This window comes from Bacillus sp. ISO11 (assembly GCF_003458115.1).
Lineage (GTDB): Bacteria > Bacillota > Bacilli > Bacillales > Bacillaceae_G > Bacillus_A > Bacillus_A cereus.
Genome location: NZ_QXCO01000036.1, coordinates 26187 through 48599, shown reverse-complemented (window position 1 = coordinate 48599; position 22413 = coordinate 26187). Strand labels below are relative to the sequence as shown.

Here is a 22413-nt window from a genome sequence, read left to right as displayed (position 1 = left end):
TATCAAAAGCTAGTTAAAAAGCTAAACCTTGGACAATCCATGTCAAGAAGAGGAAACTGTTGGGATAACGCCCCACAAGAATCATTTTTTGGTCATCTGAAAGATGAAGCTCATATAAAACCTTGCGTGTCCTTTAATGAATTGAAACAAGAGATTAAGAAATATATGACGTATTATAATCATTATAGATATCAATGGAATTTAAAAAAGATGACTCCTGTTGGATACAGAAATCATCTTCTTGATGTTGCCTAACTTTTTTCAAAATGTCCTTTACAAAGGGTACAGATTATACATAGGCTATCTTTTTTATTTTATTTAATTACTGGCACCACTATATGCTACATGTCGTTTCTCAATTCTCTCTTCAATTTCTTTCATATTTTCTTTATTATTTAATAGTGATTGTTTATTTTCAATTAATAATTGTTTAAAAGATTTTCTCACTTTTTTTCTCATTTTCATTGTCCTCCTTGGGGGATGGTTTATATAAAAGATAAAGAATTATCTGTGTGTTCTTATAATAATTGATTGTTGTGAATTCTATTTGAACTTCATATGAAAATCTCGTTTATTTTCTGACAACTTTGTGAACACGAAAAAATGATTATCTAAAACTATGTTGAAATTAATTCACTTCATGATAAAAGTTATTATTTTCATCAACTTTTATCATTATATCTTGTCGAAATATTTATATATTTAAAATTGAGTTCGACATAATTTTATTTATTATAATACTGTTTACAAAAACAAAAAGAAGGTGTCACCAAGTCAAAGTTCGACTTATGCAACATCCCTCTTCCCAAACTATTTATAGCATATTTATTAATATTTCAGGTCTTCCCCAATTCATTTCTTCACAAACAAATCTAAGTTTTTCTTCATCCATTGTGTGTAATCCTTCTTCTAGTGAACATGAAATTGGAACTTCACAGTGAATTTGGGCTAATTGTAACGAAATATTTAAGTTCTCTAAATCACTTTCAATCTTCGTACGCTGCGCTTTTGTTAATGATTCTACATTTTCTAGTACAGCGGATACTGTTCCGTGCTCTTGAATAAGCTTATACGCTGTTTTTTCACCGATACCTTTTACCCCTGGATAATTATCACTTGTATCTCCCATGAAAGCTTTTGCATGGACGATTTGCCACGGCTCTACACCTTTTTCTTCCATGATTTTCTCCGGTGTGTAATATTCGTAATTTCCAATTCCTTTACGCAGAAGCATGACTGTAACGCTCTTATCAACAAGTTGAAGTAAATCCGTATCACCTGTTAAAATATAAACTTCAGCTTCATTGCAATATTGTTTTGCAAGCGTACCGATACAATCATCGGCTTCGTAGCCTTTCATACCGATAACTGGAATGGATAATTTTGCAGTCATTTCTTGCACTAAATCAAATTGAGGAATTAATTCTTCTGGTGGCGCTGCACGATTTGCTTTATAATTCGAGAACGATTCTGTTCTAAATGTCGTACTTCCCATATCCCAGCATGTAACGATATGTGTTGGTTCGATCGCTTGCGTAGCTGTTAATAAGTGTTTCATATAACCATGAATCCCGTTCGTAGGGGTTCCATCTTGTCGTTTCATAAATTGTCCGTAGACACTTGTTGCGTAAAAAGCACGAAATAATAGTGCCATACCATCAACTAATAATACTTTTTTCATAATTCCTCTCCTATTAAAAAAATAATAACCTTACGTTATCACGTAAGGTTATATAAATAGATTACCATTCTACGTTTTTGCTCAACTTTGTCTATTATACATTGTTTTTGTATATTTAGCATCATTAACACATTAAGACGTTCTACTACAACAAGTATGCAAGATGCCTGAATACGTATTTTTTCCAGTAGAAACAACGATAGCTTTTGCATTTCCACTAACAATATGCGAACCTTTAAAACATACATTTTCAAGCTCAAGTGGATTATAATCTTTCATCCGTTTTAATGGAATAAACCGTTTACGTTCAAGGTGATAGCAGCTCTCAAACTTCTCTATATTCGCTTCGTTTCCCGTTAACACAGACTCATTCACTAATAAATCATCTGCATAAATAATACGTACATCAGCTGGCACAGCATCTCCAGCCGAAAGAAAAATCATATCTCCAGGTACAAGTTCTTGCACAGGTATCTCCATCATTTTCAGTTCACTATTTAACCCTGTACTACTAGAACATTCTACTCTAGATACAGTAATCGTTTCACGTTGTAATTCATCACACACACGTTGTTTTGAAAAACCTGGAATCATGCCACCTAGCTTCATCATTACTTCTGCAAGAAGTGCTCTTTTTGAAGTTAGTTCATTTCGGCCATATACTTGAATACGTTTTTGTGCCTCTTTCATTGATAGTCCGTCTCTTGTTGTTTTAAAATATGCAAATACAGATTTTACATCTCTTGTTGCAATTTCAATTAATAAATCTTTATTTTTTTGGAGCATTGTTTGTTCTTTTATTGATTTTTTACTTAGTTTATATGACGTGTTACCCACAGTTTTGTTTGCATATAACATATTATCGTCTCCTCCTTTACAACATAGGAAGAAACGCTTTGTTTCTCAATTTATCCACTTTACTGTGAAAGTGTCTCGCGCTTTATAAACGCTATATTGTGATAAATATAGAGGGAGGAACAAATCGTTTCCTGCCTACATCATATATTTTTGATTTGAAGTATATGGGTAACGGAACCGAGTCAGAATTTGACATGCTCCTCACCTCCTCGTTTAATTTTATAGTTTATAATATGAAATTACTCATAGCTTGGTAACAAAAAAGACCCCTACCCTTAAGAGCGTAGCGGCCATTACATACACAAATAAACGATTTCTAATATAATTAGAAATCTACGGACCTCTCCCTCACCGAGTTTTAGCACTGTATAGCATAGGTACATTACCAGCTACATTAAGAAAAACCTTAATTCGATCATTCCTGTTGACCCATTGGCGTCTCTCGACATTTTTGGGCAGTAGCATTTCTCTATACAGGAGCCTCACCTAACAGAGACTTATTTTCATTACATTGAAAATGTTACTCTTATTTAAAATAGATGTCAACCGTAGCCTACAATTTTTTCAAATGGTATGGCAAACTAACGTATATAAAGTGAAACTTTAATCAGTGGGGGTTTTGTTCATCCGCCACTGATTATTAGCCCTCACCAATCGGGCTGCCCGGCAAATAGCGGGATAAAATAAAAAACTTTACGTTTAAACGTAAAGTTTTTAATAAGTTATACAACCAGCGATTACAATCCCAATTGAAAGCGATAAAAACATAAGAAAAAGACCGACTGCTTGATTATCTTCTTCGAGACTTTTGTTTATATTAAAGCGTGGTGTAAGCCACTCAGCTAAATAAAAGACGATAATTTGAGCCAAAATCCCAACTGCTCCCCACGAAATCATATCAAGAAGTGAAATTGAATTAGCTGCTGTCGAATATAAAACGATAGCTAACCCAAGTAATCGCCCTCCAAGCACATAGCTTACCGCCTTATTACCTTGAGCCATTAACTTAAATTCCTTAACTTTCGTTGTCACTTCCATCAAGAACAGACCAATACATAAAAGTCCAAGTGTTACTGCTAAATATAATAAAAAATTAATCATTTTTCCCCCTCCTTTTTATACCTACCGGTAAATAGTACGATTCATTTCCTGTAATCTTTTCTCCCGCGCGAATACCGATACTACCCGCTTTTCCAGCAATTAAAAAAGAACCAAACACATAGGACAGTTTCTCCATCCCTTTTTCTGTTTCCAAGGATACGACTGGCAGTTCTGTATACTTTTGAAATATCGGCAGTGCAGTTTTATACGTTTGATGTGCATTTTGAAGCATAATATTTTCATCCTTATCGCGAATCGTAATTGTATCTCCTTCTCTACCAAATGAAGGTTTTTGAACGAAAGAACCTTTTCCTAAAAATAAATCTGGTTCTAAATATGTAGGTAACATATATTCTTTAATCCACTGTTGTTCCTCGTTTGTATAAAAGACCTCTTCTTCTGCTAACCCCCAAATAAGACACTGAATTGATTTTGGCTGAAGTAAAAATGCTGACAAAGGATTTATTATAAAAAGCTTTCCGGCTTTTACAAGTTGCAGCAGTTCCACACCTACCAAATCTCCTGTTTCAGGATCTTGATCCTCAATTAAATCTTCTATCGGATATGTTTGGCGATATAAAACATCAATCTTCGCCCCATCTTTATCAACTAGAGCATCTTTTGTAATTCTAAGTTCTGACATTGGCACTACTTTATTTTCAACATGGCATAGCTGACTTAAATACATAGTGGTATTCCAATCCTCGATATGTTCATGATGTGCTGTAAAAACAACATTTGGATTATCTAATCCCTTTGTCGCTTCCATTACTGCTTTCGTTACACCAGAAGATAGCAATCGTTCTTGATCCGAGTTTGGATCATCATAGCCTAGATTTTCACATACTTTCCCATTCATTTGAAAACATTCCACAATAAAAGTGGGTGTATCACTATTAAACTCAAGCATTTTGATTTTGTTATCCTCTGTTACAGCAAAATCAAATCGCGAAATTACAGATTCAGGATAAAGCCCTTTCATTCTAATGAATGATAAACTCGCGGATGGAAAGCCAAGATCTAGAAGCTGTTCGTCACTTAGATTACGCAGCAGTCTAGCAGTCTTAAAAAATATTTTGCCCATTCGTTCAGTCGCTAAGTGTACTTGGTCCAAAGTCTGATTTGTTATAGAAAAAACATGAAACAAACTATACTCACATTCATATAAATCCGACCAAAAATTCGGATATTTTAAATAAAATTCTTTTCGATCCCTTATGTATTGCGACATATTTTAGCCCCCAAATCCTCCCTTTGAACCGCTTCCAATTCCACCTTTAAATTCAGCAGACGATTGATACGATTTAAACGCCGATGAATTTTTAAAAGTGGATTTATTTTGATAGTATCGCCCACCATAGAAATAATGCCCACGATAACCTGAACTACTATCATCACACTGCCATACCCCAAGTTCATCATCCCAATCCCAATCAGAACAACTATTATCATTCGGTTTTGGGGGAAGATCTTGTGCGCAACCAAATAAAGTGCCAGTCATTAAAGACGTTACGACACCACCTACTAGCCATTTCGTTTTTGTCACCTTCGCACTCCCCTTTTTAAATTCTATTCCTATTATATAGGATGGCATGATAAAGTAGAAGAAAAAGGAAGAAGAGGTATAAAATGCGCTTAGAATATCGACTTAATGATGAAACGAAAGGGTATCCTGCTTTATGGAACTACGCCAATATTTCTAATTCTGAAATTATCGCACGCATGACTTGTGAATATTTTATTAAAGAGAAAAATACTTATGTTGTTACTGCAACTTCGGTTGACCCAGACGGAACAGCAGTTATTTATATTCAAAAAGAAGTTTTCGCCAATGACCCTTCAGACCCTACATACTCCCACATCGGTTTTGAAATTAGAGAACTAAGTGAAACAAGTTCAAGCTTAGTAGATAGTCAAGATGTATGGAACTACGAAGAAATTTTACCATCTCTTCATTCAGATATTATATATATTCAGCGAGACGGCATTTCTATGGAATTCTCCTTGGATTCAAGAGAGATTGATGAAGACAGAAAGTGCTACATTTATTACGGAAACTTCACAGGTGAATCAAGATAATATTAATATATCTATGCAACAAAAAAACCTTACGTATAAAACGTAAGGTTTTTTATATAGCCCCACATATGCCGTTCTCTCTAGATGTCCATAAACCTGCTCTCACAGGTGGATGCCCTCACAAATGTTTGTAACTTCCTTCTTAAAAAGATGGCATGTTAGCTACATTTAAATATTGAACTTCCATATTAAACTTATTGGTTTAAGACATGCATAAGCTACGTACACCGTAGGAATTTTATATAAGGTTAGTTGAAATAAGACCCCCGCACGTGCCGCTCCTCGTAAATGTCCAAAAACCCGCTACTCGCAGGTGGATGCCCTCACAGTTACCGTACATCTTCCTCCACAAGGAAGGCTTGATGATGGTCGCTAAATATTGAGCTTCCGTATAACTAACATCGGTTTTAGACATAAATAAGTTACGCACACCGCAGGATGTATTATTTACTTGTCGTTATATTATCACATTGTTTCCAATGTGTAAAATACAAAGTTTTTCGAGCAATCTCTTGCTTGTGACCTTATTTTAATACAAATTATTTTTGCATGCAAGTGATTAATCTTCTTCTTTTGCAATTTGATTTTCTGGATAAGAGATCCAATCACTCCAGCTACCTGCATACAATTTAACATTTTGGAATCCAGCCAATTTTAATGCGACGATATTTGGACATGCCGTAACACCAGAACCACAATATACAATGGTTTCCTTATCTTTCGACAGATTTTGGAATCGTTCTTGTTGCCCAGCTTTATTCTTAAATTGTCCTGATTGCAACATTCCATCCTTCCAAAAATGGTTTACCGCTGTTGGAATATGTCCTGCTTTATGATCGACAAGTTCCTCTACACCAGCATAACGTTTGGGCTCTCTTGAATCAATTAATGTAACATCCGCACCTGCACGGATATTCTCTCTGACCGTTTCCATCGTTACAAGCATATGATCTTGTATATTAGCTTTGAATGTTTTTCGTATAGCAACAGGAATTTCCGCTGTTGTCGGTAGTCCATTCTCTTTCCAAGCCTGGAAACCACCATCTAATATATATACTTTCTCATGTCCTACATAGTTACATAACCACCATAAACGAGCAGCATTTGCACCGGCTTGACTGTCATACGCAATTACTGTCGTATGTTCATCAATACCAGCCTTCGAAAGCTTGTCTGCAAACTCCTCAATATTTGGTAAAGGATGGCGGCCACCATGTTCTGCTATAGGACTTGATAAATCTAAATTCAAATCAAAATATAACGCATGAGGAATATGTCCTTCTTCATACTTTTCTCTACCCCAATTAGGATTCGCTAAATCAAAACGACAATCGATTATACGGACATTCTCATCTTCTATATGCTCACGTAACCATTCGACTGTAACTATCATCTTTAACGACCTTCTTTCTCTTTCAAACGACTTACATACTCCATAACCATTTCTTCTGTAACATATTTACGCTGCAAGGTAACACCATTTTTTGCAAGATCATTAATCTGCTTCGTTACAACATTAATGACATCAACCGAAAATTCTTTCCCATTTGACGCAAGAGATACGGCAGCTTCAATAGCTGCTTCACGCTGTGCATCTAATTGTAAACATGCTTTTACACTTTCATTTTGTTTACGAGAATGTGCTGTAATTGCTTTATGTACTTCCATCTTCTCTTCCCCCTAAATAGTTATACGTTTTTATTCAATTCCATTGCAAGCCGGATCATATCACGACATACAATCCCATTTTCAATAATCTCTTCTTCATAATGCTTCGAAAAGTAATCAAAATCAATAGAAAAAATACGAAATCCACATTTTTGATATAAAGCAAGTTGTGAAACACTAGAATTGCCTGTACCAACTTCAAGTTTTGACATACCATATCCTTTAGCAGTTTCTACAGCATGCCTTAATAGCTTCTTCCCAATCCCTTTTCCTTGCAAATGCTCTGCAACCGCAATATTCATGATTTCCATCGTCTTTGGCCTTGTTTCCAAAAGAACATATACACCGATAACGCTCCCCCCCTGCTTAGCTACGTATGTTAATCCTCTTTGTACATACGTAGCTATTTGCCGTTCACTTGGATCCGCAAGTAACAATAAAGCCTTCGGTATAGCCTCTTTTGGAATACGTTCTATTACAACAGACATAAAAAATTCCCCCTTCTCTATTGTTCTAAACCCTCCTTGTCTACCATAAATAATAGAAAGGAGGGATTCACCATGGACAACAATGAGAAAAAATGCAACGTCATCTCTATTGATGGAAAGAAGAAGAAAAGCGACACGTATTCCTATCCAAAATTAGTAGTTGAAAACAAAACATATGAATTTTCTTCATTCGTCTTATGCGGTGAAACACCAGATGGCAGACGACTCGTTCTTACTCATATGATTTCTACCGATGAATTTGCTGGATTTGTAAAATCTTTAGATACTGTACTTCAAAAGAAAATTGAACGAATCTTTTTCTCATAACGACTATATAACATAAATTTCTTTTTCAATCTCTACTAACTGCTTTTGCAATTGTTCTTTACTTTGTTCATATAGAGATACATCGATCGTTTCAGCCAATGCAAACAATATACTTTCATAATAGTTCATCACATCTTGCTGCATCACTTTTTGGAATAAATTCCACTTCATATCCCACTCTTGCTTATAATGATGAACAAATAAATGTTTTTCATCAGCTACATAGTTTGATACGAGCGGTTCTAATACAGATTTAGCGTCTTCTTGCATAAAAGCCTTGTCATTCTTTTCAAAAAAGCTTTTCTCATTTTTAAAATGTGCCAGTGCTTTTTTGAAATCTTTTATTTCAACTGAAGGGAACGGTTCTTTATGTGTAATATCTTTGTATTCATACTCCACTGTTCCATTCATAGAAATTGATTCATTTTCTACTTTACAGTTCACTACAATTTCATCCTTTGCACGCTTCATCGCTTCGTCTATCCATTTTTCAAGGCGTAATGATGTCGCACGCATTTCTTGTAATAAATCATGCTGAATAAATGCTACTAATTCCATAACACACTGTTGCAATTGTGTTTTCACATTTCCATCCGTTCGAAGTGATGCCGGATTAATAAATTCAGTAAACACATCATTATAGCGGAGGAATAGACGCTGTTGCACGTAATAAAGCAACTCTTTCACTTCATTTTGCATCGCCTGTTCTTCAGCAAGTACACTATATGAAGAAATGATATGAAGTAGTTGATCACGCTCTGCTTCATATTTTTTCGTTTGCTTCTCTTTCTCTTCATTCCCCTGCTTTGCACCCTTTATCATGTTTACTAAAAGCTGATCTGCCCCTTGCAACGCACCATATAGAGCATGCACAGAAACAAGCATTAAATCTCTCATCATAAAGGACGTAAATGATTCCTCAAACTTAGTAATCCCAGAGTTTTGTAAAATACCATACTTCTCTTTTTCAACATTCTTTCCTTGTTTCTCTTCAAGCGCACATAAACTTGAAATTGCAAATAAACGCGGATTTCTAATACCGTATTGTAGTAGCTGATCTGCGATATAACCTTTTACCATTTCAAGTTCTTCTTCAGACTCTGCTAAATCCGCCGCATTAATTAAGAAGAACATTTTATCAAGGGCAAAAGTATCCTTTACACGACCAAGCTGAATTAAAAATTCACGGTCAGCACGAGAGAATACATGGTTATAATATGTTACAAATAAAATAGCATCTGCGTTTTTAATATACTGGAATGCAACATCCGTATGGCGAGCATTGATAGAATCCGCTCCAGGTGTGTCTACAAGCGCTACTCCCTGCCTTGTTAAAGCACAATCATAATAAAGTTCCATATACTCAACGAAGCATGATTTCTCTTCATTCGCTACATAATCAGAGAACTCTTCTAATGTAACTTGTACTTGTTCTCCTAAATAAGTAGAAACTGCATCATACCCTTTTTGTACCGCTCGTAAAAAGCTAAATGTTGTTTTTTGCTTCCCAGTTGGTGAAGGATATTTCATAACGTTATCAATTTGTGCTAACGCTTCATCTAACGTAGCAATCTCATAATGAAATAGCTTATAAACAGCTTTCATATCTTCTAATAACGCTTGCTTTGATTTAAACTGAACAATTACTGTTCCATGTGGTTTTTCCTCTGTAACCGGCAAAATTTGATTAATCGTTGCCGTCGTCGGGTTTGGTGATACAGGAAGTACTTTCTCACCGAGTAAGGCATTGGCAAATGATGATTTTCCAGCACTAAATGCCCCGAATAACGCTACTGTAAATTGTTTTGTTTCTACACGTCTTCTTTTCTCTATTACCTCTTGCTGTACATGTTTCAGCGCTGGCAATGGCTCTAATATCGTTTCAGCTTTTTTCACTTTCTCTAATATCCGCTGAATATTTAAAGCCGCCGTTCCTTTCAGCTCTTCTTCATGAATCGCTACGTTATCGTTTACGATTTCCTGCTCTTGTAGTGTAAATTTCTCACTAACAATTTGCTTTTCCCTTTGCAATATCTCATCTATTTGCAAACCTTCAGGCGTAGCAACATGATCGTGCCAAACATTTCGTAAATAGTCTTCATATGCCGCCAAATTGTTATTGTATTGTAATTGTGTTTCTTTCGCCGTTTGCAACATCGTATATGTTTCAATCTCTTCTTCAATACGAGCAACTGCTTCCCTCACCTTTTGCTTTAAAACGACCGCACTTTTATCAAAAATTTGCTGTGCTTTTATAAAATAACGCTTCTTTAGTTCATTCGCTACATCCGCTGTATAAAGAAGTAAGTAATCACCTGTGAAACCTGCGCCTTGTTTAATTACCTCAGCCAACATTTCTGGTCCGAAAGCAATTTCTAACCCATATATGTCTTTCCCAATTTCCTCCGTGAACAATCCTTCTTCTTTTAAGAAGGCTACAATAAATTCCTTCACATGAAAATCAAGCTGCGTTTCAACAGTCTTTTGAAGGGCAGAATAAAACGCCTCTACACGCCTTTGTTTTTCTTGCTCCGTCTTTCCTTTCGCAAATAGCAAACCGACTTTAAACTTTGTTAATTTCGTTTCTAAGTACGCATTTGCCAATTCTCTCATTTCAAATGGCATTAAATACGCGTTATCTAATATAGCTTGTAGGCCTTTTATAAATTCATTTCTCACATGAGACTCTTTACTAGCCTCGCGACGTTTCGTTTCCATTAGCTCCGCTTTCTTTTCAACTATCTCTGAAATAGAAAGCGGTGATGCTAACTCTTTCTCATATTTCAAAAGAGCTTTTTCATTTTCAGAAAGAATAAACGAGAAATGTTCCCCCATTAAATATTCTGTTTCTCTCTCCATTCCCTCTCTTACATACCGCTCTTTTTCTTTCATGATAGATGTAATTAACGTTTCTAAGCTTCCAATTTCATTATGTGGATGGTTCATCATTCGTAATGACGTATAATATACTCCATCTACTTCAATATCCCAGTTAGAGAACGATTGCTTTACACTATCTTTATAATTCTCAAACGACAATTCATTTTCTTTATGTTTATCTATTTGATTGACAACGAGATAAACCGTTTTATTACGTTGTTTCAATTCTTTAACAAATTGCAAATTCACTTCCGATTGGACGTGATTATAATCCATCATATAAAAAATTACGTCTGCTAGATGTAGCGTTGATTCTGTCGCTAATTGATGGGCATCATCTGTTGAGTCAATCCCTGGTGTATCTACTAACATAACACCTTCAGGAATTGGCGCATCATTCCGATAAATGTGAACACCAATTACCTCATCACCATCTTTACAAATTTGTTTTAATTCTTCAGCTGAATATGCACCGTCATACTCGTACTGTTCTCCAGATTTAACCGTTACAACAACACGATCCATTCCTTTTTCAATTTTGACAACGTTAGCGCTTGTCGGAATTGGACTTGTTGGTAACAGCTGCGCTTTATATAGATGATTCATCATCGTTGATTTCCCCGCAGAGAAGTGACCACAGAACGCTATCATAAGCTGTTCTTGTTTATATTTTTGAATCACCTCAAACAACTTTAAACTATTCTCTGCATCGCCGTGTTTTTGCCACTCTTCATAAAAACAAACAAGTTTTTTCATACCGTTTGTCTGTACTATGTTTGTCATCCCCTTGTTCCCCTTTATCCAAGATGTATATACTTTTTCCCGCTAATTGCGAGCTCATAACCAGTGAGAGTTACACCTACCCATTGATTACAGTTTCACTTTACTATCATACTAAATTTTCAGCATATTCTCATTAAAAATAAAAAATCCCTTTCATTCTTTTTACAAATGAAAGGGATTTTATGTCATATCACTCATTTTGCTGTTCCTACTCCATTTAAAACATACTTCGCAATAACTGCATATACAGCGACTGTACCTGCTACTAATGTATATACCATACTTACGCACCAACCTTTTTTGATAATGATTATCAATTTTAAATATATTTTATCATTAAAGAGAATCATTATCAACACTTTTCATAAAGAAAGCTCCTTATAAGAAGGAGCTTTACTGCCTGTTTTGAAAAAGGGTAAAACTTATTGTGCACTCTTATTATATCTTATCCTACATAACTTAACAGTTTAAAAAAATGGAAATATCGCCTATCCCCTCCATCTTACATTTTGTATAATAAAAGGGAATTACTTAACAAGGAGGAAAAAAATGACGCAAAATCTCACACATGGCGAGAGGATACACTCCATCGATATTATTAGAGGAATAGCTGTACTAGGTATTTTTCTTGTGAATTGGCCTGTTATCGCCGGAGTTGACTCACGTGATCTTTCAGGAATTTACGAAGGGATAGACAGCTATATTCGCCTATTTTACGATATGTTTATTCAAACGAAATTTTATACAATTTTTTCGTTTTTATTCGGATTAGGTTTTTATATTTTTATGAGTCGTGCTGAGGCGAAAACCGACCGCCCAAAAACTTTGTTTGTTCGCCGCTTACTTATTTTATTATTATTCGGTTTCTTACATTACGTTCTTTTATGGGACGGTGACATTTTACATACTTATGCGATTGCTGGATTTTTCTTATTTTTATTTTATAAGAGAGAACCTCGTACTATTTTAATATGGGCTATCGTTTTATTGAGTATTTTTCAATTCATTATGCTAATGGCTGGTATTACGGTTGCATTGGTACCAAAGGAAGAGCTAGGTTTTTCCTTACCTATCATGCCATTAGAAGACTGGCTGTCACAAATACAAAATCGTTTCCATGCATTTTACGCTGATGGAATTGGATTAAATTTACTTATGCTTCCAGAAACAGTTGGGCTATTTTTGCTTGGTTTATACGCCGGCAAAAAGGATATTTTCCGCCGCACGAAAGAGTTAGATCCAAAACTTAAAAAATGGCAAATTATTATGTTCCTTTTAACATTACCAATGTGGTTCTTCATGGTCCGTTACTTCTTATCAAAACCATTTTATGAACCAATTTATATGCAGGTCTTTACAATGTTTAGCGGAAAAACGTTATTCATATTCTACATTTTCACGCTAATGCGTTTATTACAAAAAGAAAAATGGCAAACGTTATTACGTCCATTCCAATACGTTGGACGAATGGCATTAACAAATTACATCTCGCATACAATTGTTACATTACTTGTATTTGGTCTATTCCTTAAAAATTATTATCCTGCTCCATTATGGGTTGGACCAATATTCTGCATTAGTTTCTACACGTTACAAATCTTTATTAGCCGCTGGTGGCTTTCACATTACCAATACGGGCCACTTGAGTACATTTGGCGTCTTGGTACGTACGGGAAAATAATGCCACTTAAAAAGAAAAGCAAGGTCTCATAACGAGACCTTGCTTTTTCACGCTTCTCTTACTGCACTTTGCATAGACACCGGCTCTTCTTTTATTTTCACTTTACGCTGCGGCACCATATTAAATACGATATTTAAAAGTACTGCTGACGCACTTCCAAGTACAATTCCGTTATCTGTTAAAATACGAATATTTTCAGGAAGTTGTGAGAATAAAGTAGGAACGACTGTAACTCCAAGTCCAATTCCGACAGAACATGCAACGATTAATAAGTTTTCTTGTTTACCAAAATCAACGCTACTTAACATTTTAATACCATATGCCATAACCATACCGAACATCGCTAACATCGCACCGCCCAGTACTGATTTTGGGATAATTGTGGTAATAGCTGCGATTTTAGGAATGAAACCAAGTACGATTAACATACCACCGCAAGTATAAATAATAACGCGATTTCTTACTCCAGTTAATTGAACAAGTCCTACGTTTTGAGAGTATGTTGTATATGGGAACGCGTTGAAAATGCCACCTAACACCATCGCTAATCCTTCTGCGCGATAGCCTTTTGTTAATTCTTTTTCACCGATTTTTTTATTGCAAATATCAGATAATGCAAAGTATACACCCGTTGCTTCTACAATCCCTACGCAAGCAACTAAAATCATCGTAATAATTGGTGTTAATTCAAATGTTGGTGTACCGAAGTAAAATGGTTGAATACCGTGGAACCAATCCGCCTCTCCAACCGCTTGCAAACTTACTTTCCCCATAAACGCTGCAACGATAGTACCGAACAATAAACCTAGCAAAATAGAGATTGAACGAATAAATCCGTCGAAGAAACGATACATAATGATGATAAATAGTAACACACCAAATGCTAATGCTAAATTTTCAAGACTACCGAAATCTTTACTTCCTACTCCTCCAGCCATATCATTAATTGCCGCTGGAACAAGTGTAACTCCAATTACTGTAACGACAGATCCTGTTACAACAGGTGGAAACAGTTTTACAAGTTTTCCAAATAATTTCGCAAAAATAACAACGAATAACCCAGCAGCAATAATTGCTCCATAAATTGAAGACACACCGTATTGTTTTCCAATCGCAATCATCGGTCCAACCGCTGTAAATGTACAACCAAGCACAACTGGAAGCCCAATACCGAAAAAGCGATTTGATAGTGCTTGTAAAATTGTCGCAACGCCGCACATTAATAAATCAATTGAGACTAAATATGTTAACTCTTTTTGATTTAAACCAAGTCCACCGCCCACAATAAGCGGAACGATAATTGCTCCAGCATACATTGCAAGCATATGCTGCATACCAAGCGATGCAATTTTAAATGGATGCTGCTTCATCGTTTATTTCACCTCCGCAGTTTCTTGCTGTACAAATGTAACTGTGCCGTTATCAAGTGATGCAATTTCTGCTAGTGATTCAACACGAACGCCTTGTTCACGAAGCTTCTTTCCTCCATCTTGAAATGCTTTTTCAATAACAATTCCAATTCCTGCAATACTCGCTCCGGCTTGCTCTACTAAACTCATTAAACCTAAAGCAGCCTGACCATTTGCTAAAAAGTCATCGATGATTAATACACGATCATTTTCATCGATATGATTTCGAGATAATGAAATTTCATTTGTTTCTTGTTTTGTAAATGAATATACGTTTGCAACGTACATATTATCTTGTAACGTTAACGATTTACGTTTTCGTGCAAAAATTACTTTTACACCAAGCTCTAATGCAGCCATAACCGATGGTGCAATGCCTGAAGATTCAATCGTCACGATTTTTGTAATGTTCTCTTCTTTAAAACGTTTAGCAAATTCTTTTCCGATTTCTTGCATAAGTACTGGATCAATTTGATGATTTAAAAAAGCATCTACCTTTAATACGTCACCAGATAAAACCTTTCCTTCGTTCAAAATCTTTTCTTGTAATACTTTCATGTTTGTTCCCCCTCTTATGCAATAAAAAAACTCCAAAAGCCGCCACCACTCGTTACAAGTGAGAGACGCGCTTTTGGAGTTTCGCAAAAAAAGAATGCTAAACAAGCAATTATATTCGTCCTCACTCATAGTCAAAGTATTTACGGTACTTCGGTAGAAACTTGCAGGCCATATCCCCGCGATTATATGAGTGTAGCTAACTATTTATTTTATAGAAGGATTATAACGTACTTTTTATGCTTTGAAAAGCATTTATCAAAAAAACACGTACAAATTTTTAAAAACCACTATTTTCGTTCGAGTTTTGCAAACTCTTTCATTCCCAATTACAACTTCGTTAAAATGATTGGCCCATCTTTTGTAATCGCAATTGTATGCTCATATTGAGCTGATAATTTCCCGTCCATCGTTCGTACAGTCCACCCATTTAAATCTACTTTAGAATATCGCATACCTATATTTACAATCGGTTCAATTGTAATTACCATTCCTTCTTGTAACTGAGGTCCTTGTCCTTGTTTCCCAAAATGAAAAATTGCTGGTTCTTCATGAATCTCTTTACCAATCCCATGTCCCGTAAAGTCTCTTGCGACAGAAAAACCTTCATTTGTTACATAACTTTCAATTGCATAGCCAATGTCTCCTACATGATTACCAATTACCGCCTGATCAATCCCTTTATACAAAGCATTCTCAGCTACTAACAACAACTTTTCTGCTTCATCAGAAACTTTTCCAACTCTATACGTCCAAGCAGAATCTGAAAGACCCCCATTTAAGTTTACTACCGTGTCAATTGTTACAATATTACCCTCAGTTAAAGGAACATCGGCCGGAAACGCATGACACATTTCATCGTTTACAGATGCACATATCGCATATGGATACCCGTTGTAACCTTTCTGTTCAGATGTGGCACCATGCTTTTTTAAATACATTTCAACAAACGTATCAATCTCTTGTGTCGTTATACCTGGCTTTATCATTTTCGCAATTTCTTTATGACATGAAGCAAGTAATTTTCCAGATTCATGCATCAAATCTATTTCATTTTTCGTTTTAATTGTAATCATACTACCTCTACCCTTCCTTGCTAAACCTACTATTTGCTACTAAACTTCTATCATACACACCCTCTACCAAAATTTCAAAACTCTCAATTACAACAAGTAAAAAATATGTATCATATATTTCTAAATCAAAATAAAAAAACAGAAGATCCCTCTGTTTTTTAATCACGTTTACATATATAGTTCATTTTCAAGAACTCAAAACAACCACCATTTGTTTTCTGTATAAACGTTCCAACCGCTTCAAATCCCGCCCTTTTATACACTTTTATCGCTCTCTCATTAAATGTCGCTACTGATAGTGTTATATATTTGCATCCGTATTTTTCTTTGCTAAAAGCTAGTCCAGCATTCACGAACTGTAAACCAAATCCATTGCCAGTTATATCAGGTCTCATTCCAAGTCCTATCTCAACCGTTCCATTATTTATTTTACAAACCGTAAAGAACCCAATGAGAGTACCATTTTCTTTCACAGAAAATACATGATTCCCTCTACTCTCACCCTCTAAAAACTCAGCTAAATCTTCTTCATCTGCCTCTATATCGTAAAAGGAATATTCCCCTTTATAATGCCAGTTATATGCAATCTCTTCCGCCTCTTCTTGCGTCATTACTGTATATGTATAAACCATCTTCTATCCCCCTATAAAAAAAAGCTGCAAGTAAGCAGCTCTTTTTTATAACTCATAAATTTCTTTATACTTCACTTCTAAATAATCTGCTAAGTAATTTGCATTTAACCCTTCGCCTGTTACATCTTCTAAAATTTCAAGTGGCTTTTTCGTTTTACCATATTGGTGAATATGTTCTGTTAACCATTCACGAATTGGTGTTACGTTTCCTTCTTCTAATAATGCATCAAAGTTCGGAATGTCTTTTAACATTCTTTGCTTAAATTGCGCTGCATACATGTAACCAAGCGCATAAGATGGGAAGTATCCAAATGAGCCACCAGCCCAGTGAACATCTTGCAATACACCTTGCGCATCATTTTCCGGACGAATTCCTAAATATGCTTGCATCTTATCATTCCAAGCTGCTGGTAAGTCCTTCACTTGTAATGTACCATCAAATAATTCTTTCTCTAATTCATAACGCACCATAACATGAAGCGGGTATGTAAGCTCATCTGCTTCTATACGAATGAATGACGGCTTCGATTCGTTAATTGCATCATAAAATTCATCGACTGACATATCATCAAATTGACCATTGCTATACTCTTTTAATAAATCATAATTTTTCTTCCAGAATGATTTATTACGGCCGATAAAGTTCTCAAAGAATAACGATTGTGACTCATGAATACCCATAGATGTTCCACTACATAACGGTGTACCTTCAAATTTCTCTGCAATATTTTGTTCATATACAGCATGACCACATTCATGAATTGTTCCAAACACAGCCATGCGGAAATCCTTTTCGTCATAGCGTGTCGTAATACGAACATCCCCTCTATTTAATGTAATCTCGAATGGATGTACTGTTTCATCAAGACGGCCTGCTTCAAAGTCATAATTCAATTGCTTTAATAGTTCTAATGTAAAGTTCTTTTGTTTTTCTTTTGAAAATTTTTCCGATAAAGCACTTGTTTTTAATCCTTTTTTAGACTCAGAGATTTCTTTTACAAGCGGCACGATGCGCTCACGAAGTTGACCAAATACGTGATCTAAAACTTCTACTGTAATACCTGGCTCATACATGTCTAATAATGTATTGTATTTATATGTTTCGTAACCCCAATATGTAATAAATTTCTTTTTAAATTCAACAATTTTTTCTAAGTACGGGCGGAACATTTCGAAATCAGATTTTTCGCGAGCTTCTTCCCACACACTCTCTGCTTTCGCTTCTAATTTCACATACGCTTCGTATTCCGCTTGTGGAATTTTCTTATTTCTATCATATTCTTTCCGACACTCTTCAACCATTTTCTTCGTCGTTTCAGAAAGTTTATCTTCACGTATTAAAGCTTCAAGCTCTGTTAAATAGTTCCCCATCTCATCTGAAGTCGACATGGCAAATACTTCTGATGAAAGCATGCCAATTACTTCTGAACGCTGGTCTACACCTTTTTTAGGCGCCCCTGTTCTCAAGTCCCAAAACATTAAGCTTAATGCTTCTCCGTAATTTTGTATCTTCTTCACGTATGTTAAAAATTGTTTTTCTACTTCATATGTAGCTACTGTCATTGTATAAAAACCTCCTTTTTCTACCTCAAACTTAATTCGACATGAAAATCTAATTTCCTTTTATAATAGAAAAAAAGCTTGGCAAGCGCCAAGCTTTCTCCTTATAATTCTTTACCTTCTACTGGTAGTACGTTTTTCACCGCTTCTATCACTTTCTCATCTTCTGTATCAGATAAGAAGATTGATATAGCACCTTTATCGTCGCTCGTACGAATTAAACGGCCAATCCCTTGACGAAGACGTAAAATCATATACGGTACATCTACATCCCAGAATGGATCATTTACATGTTTACGCTTCGCCTCAAACACAGGATCGTTTGGAGGGAATGGTAATGACCAAATGATAACATGTGATAATGATGAACCAGGAATATCTAAACCTTCCCATAAATGAACGGCACAAAGTACAGTCTCTTCTTCATTTTGGAAACGAGAAACGAGCTGACTAATTTCTTGATCCCCTTCATATAAGAACGGAACTGACATTTGTTCTTTACTTACATATTCTTTAAACGCTGCAAGTTCTTGCGTTGTACGGAATAATACAAGTGTACGTCCGTTTGTTTTCTGTATATTTTCAAGTGTATATTGACACTTTCTTTCCCACTCATTTTCTTTCGTATGCGATAGTAAGTTTACTGCCATTTGCTCTTCATAATCAAATGGTGAGGCAACTGAGAATGATAAGTAATCTTTTACCCCTAGGCTATTTGCTGTAAATGCGAATGAATCGTTATTAGATAATGTAGCAGATGAGAAGATATACGGGATTTTCTTCGAGAATACTTTCTCTTGTAATACTTCTTCAACTGCACGTGGCATAATTACTAACGTGAAGGCTCCATCACCTTCTTCACCCCATGTAATTACATTTTTCTCATGCATGAATAGACGAAGTGAATGTTCTAATACATCTAAATGTTCATCAACGATATTTAAATCATACGTATTTACTGTATGCATTTCACTTTCAAATACTAACGCATCACCGACTTCACCAATTTTCGCATAAAGTCGTTTTGCTTCAGCTGTTACTTTTTCTGTCACAGTAATTTCTAAACGATCAGAACCGGCAATTTCTTTTTTGTTTTCTTGTAACACATCAAAGAATCGCTCTGTTTGCCAAATTGTTTCTTCTACTAAATGTGCAAACTCTTCACGAATATCGTTTTGTAATAATCTCGTTAAAAGTTGCTCCATCATCGTTTGCTTTAAACGATATGTTAAAGCTTTTTGAGCTGCATATTCTACAAGATGTCCTTCATCGAATACAACACAACTACTTTCTGGTAATAATGGAATTTGTCCTTCACGCTTTCGAGCATCGTACGTCCAAATATGATCCATATAAAAATCTTGAGAACAAATAATTAAATCTGCTGCTTTACGATAATGTTCACGTGAAAGAGTTTGACCGCAACGATGACGAGAATCACAAGTGAAGCAATCTTGGAAGTAATCCCAATTTACTTTTGACCATTCTTCGTCATTTAATAGTGGAAATTCTTTTCGGTCACCATAGTGAGTAAAGTTTTGCATCGTACCATGATCAAATACGAATTGTGGTAATTCATAATATACGTCTTCAATTACTTCTGGAGCTCGTCCACTCATAACATCTTCAAGCTTACGTAAACATAAATAATTATCCATTGATTTCGCAAGTCTTACATCTACAGATAAGCCTAACGCTTCAGATAATTTCGCAATGTCTCCTTCTTCTTTCACAAGCTGCTCAATTAACGTTTCATCTGCACAAGCAATTATAGCTGGTTTTCCAGTATAACGCGCATAGCAAATTGCATATAGAAGATATACAATAGTTTTCCCTGTTCCTACACCCGCTTCTGCGAACATAACTTTCTTTTCTTGGAAAGCACGCTCTAATTGAAACGCCATAAAAATTTGTTCATCACGCTCTTCAAAACCTTTTTCCGGAAGGATGTCGTAAAACACATCTCCAATCCACTCATTCAACTTATCATAAAAATTGTCTTGTTTTCCTACTTCAAATGGTAATCTCTTCTCAGTAAACATCCTTAGCCTCCAACCAAAAAGTTTTTCTATAAAAAGATATAGTAACCGCTACTTATATGTGTGCAGCTACTTTCCCCTGTTGCCATACATATAAATACACGAAAAAAAATTTTCCTTTCGAAAAAGGAAAATTTTCTTCTATATTAATGACTTTAAATACCTTTTATCAATCGCTGTTTCATGTGAAAGAGCTGACAAATATTCTTCTTGTGCTTTTTGTATTTCATCTACAATCGCATCTTGACTATCCACTTCTTTTCCGAGCTCATCATACGTACGGTGAATAGCTTTTTGAATCATTGATAATTGGAAATTATCCATATCACTTCCTCCTTTACGCATTACATAATAGCCAGTATATGCGCGCTGGAGGAGTTTTATACTATGAATTACGCGGTGGACGTTTTCCGAAGTACTGATAGTAATCTGTACGGATAAATCCGTTAAACAGTTTACGTTTCTTCGACGCATCTTTTCCGTAACACTTCTCAAATGCTTCGTAGCTTGTTAATACATACGCTGACCATGTATCTAATGGGCGGAATACTTGTCCCATTTCTTTGTACAGTTGTTCAACGAGTGCTTTTTCACTTAAACGTTCTCCGTATGGAGGATTCGTTACAACGTAGCCATAATCCTCTTTTGTTGTGAAATCTTTTACTTGCATTTGTTTAAATGTAATTAAATCGCCCAAGCCTACTTCTTCTGCGTTATCTTGAGCAACTCGAATCATACGATGATCAATATCGGATCCAATGATTTGTAATTGTTGATCATAGTTCGCTAAATCTTCAGCTTCTTGACGAGCTTCACGCCAGTTTTGTTTACCTACCCAGCCCCACTCGTCAGATGCGAAACCACGGTTAAATCCTGGTGCAATGTTTTGTCCAATTAATGCTGCTTCAATCGGAATTGTACCTGATCCACAGAATGGATCAACAAATGGACGATCTGGCTTCCAGTTTGTTAATTTAATTAAAGACGCAGCTAATGTTTCTTTTAACGGAGCTTCCCCTTGATCCATACGGTATCCACGTTTATGAAGTCCAACACCGCTCGCATCAATTGTTAATGTTGCAATATCCTTTAGCATTGCAATCTCGATACGGAATAACGGACCATCTTCTTCAAACCAAGTTGTACGTTTATATGTTGTTTTTAATTTTTCAACGACAGCTTTTTTAACGATACGTTGGCAATCCGAAACACTGAATAATTCAGATTTTAAAGATTTTCCGATAACAGGGAATTCGCCATTCTCTGGAATATAATCTCCCCAGTTTAATGCTTTCGTTTTTTCAAATAGCTCATCAAATGTTGTTGCTTTAAATTCGCCAACTTTAATTTTTACACGGTCCGCAGTACGTAACCATAAATTCGTGCGACAAATCGCCTTTTCATCTGCTTCAAATGTTACTTTGCTGTTTTCTACTTGACATTCATAACCAAGATCACGAACTTCTCGGGCAACTAACGCTTCAATACCCATTGCCGCTGTTGCAATTAAAGTAACTTTTCCCATTTGCATTCACCTCTTATGTATATTCAAACAATAATTAATAGCAATTGGTCCTATTAATCATTACATTTTAC

Annotated in this window: 23 protein-coding genes, 2 other RNA genes and 2 riboswitches; of the genes, 4 read left to right on the top strand and 21 right to left on the bottom strand. The window is 35.6% G+C overall.

Features of this window, described 5'->3' with window-relative positions:
• Positions 1-255 (top strand): IS3 family transposase (locus tag D1166_RS26375; RefSeq protein WP_165851663.1); only part of this gene is annotated, 255 nt, incomplete at its 5' end.
• Positions 256-318: 63 nt separating this feature from the next.
• Here D1166_RS26375 and D1166_RS26370 read toward each other — a convergent pair.
• The 6 genes from D1166_RS26370 to D1166_RS26340 all read right to left on the bottom strand — a co-directional run bounded on the left by D1166_RS26370 (position 319) and on the right by D1166_RS26340 (position 5186).
• Positions 319-459 carry an FbpB family small basic protein gene (locus D1166_RS26370; protein ID WP_001228048.1) on the bottom strand — a complete coding sequence of 47 codons (141 nt, stop codon included), beginning with the start codon at positions 457-459 and terminating at the stop codon, positions 319-321.
• Positions 460-814: 355 nt separating this feature from the next.
• Positions 815-1681, bottom strand: coding sequence for a 5'-3' exonuclease (locus D1166_RS26365; protein ID WP_000757075.1), 867 nt, complete (start codon positions 1679-1681; stop codon positions 815-817).
• A 132-nt stretch (positions 1682-1813) separates the two neighbouring features.
• Positions 1814-2539: a P-type ATPase actuator domain-containing protein gene (locus tag D1166_RS26360; protein ID WP_000964949.1), complete on the bottom strand. Its 726-nt coding sequence runs from the start codon at positions 2537-2539 to the stop codon at positions 1814-1816.
• A 335-nt stretch (positions 2540-2874) separates the two neighbouring features.
• A riboswitch (M-box (ykoK) riboswitch) is annotated at positions 2875-3040 on the bottom strand.
• A gap of 213 nt (positions 3041-3253) precedes the next feature.
• Entirely contained in the window at positions 3254-3640 is a 387-nt protein-coding gene (locus tag D1166_RS26350; protein ID WP_000606857.1) for a DUF350 domain-containing protein, read from the bottom strand.
• Positions 3633-4871 carry a glutathionylspermidine synthase family protein gene (locus D1166_RS26345; protein ID WP_097861727.1) on the bottom strand — a complete coding sequence of 413 codons (1239 nt, stop codon included), beginning with the start codon at positions 4869-4871 and terminating at the stop codon, positions 3633-3635. Before D1166_RS26345 ends, D1166_RS26350 begins: the two co-directional genes overlap by 8 nt.
• Positions 4872-4874: 3 nt before the next feature.
• Positions 4875-5186 (bottom strand): hypothetical protein, encoded by a 312-nt coding sequence (locus tag D1166_RS26340; protein WP_000169030.1) that lies wholly within the window; start codon positions 5184-5186, stop codon positions 4875-4877.
• 83 nt (positions 5187-5269) lie between these two features.
• On the opposite strand from D1166_RS26340, the gene D1166_RS26335 reads away from it, so the two are divergent.
• Positions 5270-5719: a hypothetical protein gene (locus tag D1166_RS26335; RefSeq protein ID WP_001235520.1), complete on the top strand. Its 450-nt coding sequence runs from the start codon at positions 5270-5272 to the stop codon at positions 5717-5719.
• A gap of 55 nt (positions 5720-5774) precedes the next feature.
• Here the strand turns inward: D1166_RS26335 and ssrS (D1166_RS26330) are convergent.
• From ssrS (D1166_RS26330) to D1166_RS26310, 5 genes are all read right to left on the bottom strand, one after another.
• Positions 5775-5958, bottom strand: a non-coding RNA gene (gene ssrS / locus D1166_RS26330) — 6S RNA.
• A 21-nt stretch (positions 5959-5979) separates the two neighbouring features.
• A non-coding RNA gene (ssrS, locus tag D1166_RS26325) (6S RNA) lies at positions 5980-6162 on the bottom strand.
• Between the two features lie 116 nt (positions 6163-6278).
• Positions 6279-7112 (bottom strand): sulfurtransferase, encoded by an 834-nt coding sequence (locus tag D1166_RS26320; protein WP_000637566.1) that lies wholly within the window; start codon positions 7110-7112, stop codon positions 6279-6281.
• A gap of 2 nt (positions 7113-7114) precedes the next feature.
• A complete protein-coding gene (locus tag D1166_RS26315) occupies positions 7115-7387 on the bottom strand; it encodes a YpbS family protein (protein WP_000451818.1) in 273 nt (90 codons plus the stop codon).
• Positions 7388-7407: 20 nt separating this feature from the next.
• Entirely contained in the window at positions 7408-7875 is a 468-nt protein-coding gene (locus D1166_RS26310; RefSeq protein WP_000117686.1) for a GNAT family N-acetyltransferase, read from the bottom strand.
• Between the two features lie 72 nt (positions 7876-7947).
• Here D1166_RS26310 and D1166_RS26305 point away from each other — a divergent pair, with 72 nt between their 5' ends.
• Complete coding sequence (locus D1166_RS26305; protein WP_000369740.1) at positions 7948-8202, top strand: DUF3931 domain-containing protein; 255 nt, start codon at positions 7948-7950, stop codon at positions 8200-8202.
• A 3-nt stretch (positions 8203-8205) separates the two neighbouring features.
• Here the strand turns inward: D1166_RS26305 and D1166_RS26300 are convergent, their stop codons facing one another.
• Both D1166_RS26300 and D1166_RS31945 read right to left on the bottom strand, forming a co-directional pair.
• Positions 8206-11865: a dynamin family protein gene (locus tag D1166_RS26300; RefSeq protein WP_097855630.1), complete on the bottom strand. Its 3660-nt coding sequence runs from the start codon at positions 11863-11865 to the stop codon at positions 8206-8208.
• Between the two features lie 194 nt (positions 11866-12059).
• The gene (locus D1166_RS31945) at positions 12060-12182 is read right to left on the bottom strand and encodes a hypothetical protein (RefSeq protein ID WP_002196349.1); all 123 of its coding nucleotides are present in this window, start codon (positions 12180-12182) and stop codon (positions 12060-12062) included.
• Between the two features lie 232 nt (positions 12183-12414).
• Here D1166_RS31945 and D1166_RS26295 point away from each other — a divergent pair, with 232 nt between their 5' ends.
• A complete protein-coding gene (locus D1166_RS26295) occupies positions 12415-13578 on the top strand; it encodes a DUF418 domain-containing protein (protein WP_000193171.1) in 1164 nt (387 codons plus the stop codon).
• Positions 13579-13593: 15 nt separating this feature from the next.
• Here D1166_RS26295 and pbuX read toward each other — a convergent pair whose 3' ends face one another.
• From pbuX to D1166_RS26255, 8 genes are all read right to left on the bottom strand, one after another.
• Positions 13594-14916 carry a xanthine permease PbuX gene (pbuX, locus tag D1166_RS26290; RefSeq protein ID WP_000809219.1) on the bottom strand — a complete coding sequence of 441 codons (1323 nt, stop codon included), beginning with the start codon at positions 14914-14916 and terminating at the stop codon, positions 13594-13596.
• Between the two features lie 3 nt (positions 14917-14919).
• Positions 14920-15513 carry a xanthine phosphoribosyltransferase gene (locus tag D1166_RS26285; protein WP_000866496.1) on the bottom strand — a complete coding sequence of 198 codons (594 nt, stop codon included), beginning with the start codon at positions 15511-15513 and terminating at the stop codon, positions 14920-14922.
• Positions 15514-15621: 108 nt separating this feature from the next.
• Positions 15622-15723: riboswitch (purine riboswitch) on the bottom strand.
• A gap of 116 nt (positions 15724-15839) precedes the next feature.
• Positions 15840-16586 (bottom strand): type I methionyl aminopeptidase, encoded by a 747-nt coding sequence (locus D1166_RS26280; protein WP_000628415.1) that lies wholly within the window; start codon positions 16584-16586, stop codon positions 15840-15842.
• A 158-nt stretch (positions 16587-16744) separates the two neighbouring features.
• A complete protein-coding gene (locus D1166_RS26275; protein WP_053514228.1) occupies positions 16745-17218 on the bottom strand; it encodes a GNAT family N-acetyltransferase in 474 nt (157 codons plus the stop codon).
• Between the two features lie 45 nt (positions 17219-17263).
• A complete protein-coding gene (gene ypwA / locus D1166_RS26270; protein ID WP_097855628.1) occupies positions 17264-18781 on the bottom strand; it encodes a carboxypeptidase in 1518 nt (505 codons plus the stop codon).
• A gap of 101 nt (positions 18782-18882) precedes the next feature.
• On the bottom strand, positions 18883-20820 hold the full coding sequence (locus tag D1166_RS26265; RefSeq protein ID WP_000493698.1) for an ATP-dependent DNA helicase: 1938 nt from the start codon (positions 20818-20820) through the stop codon (positions 18883-18885).
• A gap of 138 nt (positions 20821-20958) precedes the next feature.
• On the bottom strand, positions 20959-21141 hold the full coding sequence (locus D1166_RS26260) for a DUF3921 family protein (RefSeq protein WP_000368569.1): 183 nt from the start codon (positions 21139-21141) through the stop codon (positions 20959-20961).
• Between the two features lie 61 nt (positions 21142-21202).
• Positions 21203-22342: a THUMP domain-containing class I SAM-dependent RNA methyltransferase gene (locus D1166_RS26255; protein ID WP_000521223.1), complete on the bottom strand. Its 1140-nt coding sequence runs from the start codon at positions 22340-22342 to the stop codon at positions 21203-21205.
• Positions 22343-22413: the final 71 nt, after the last annotated feature.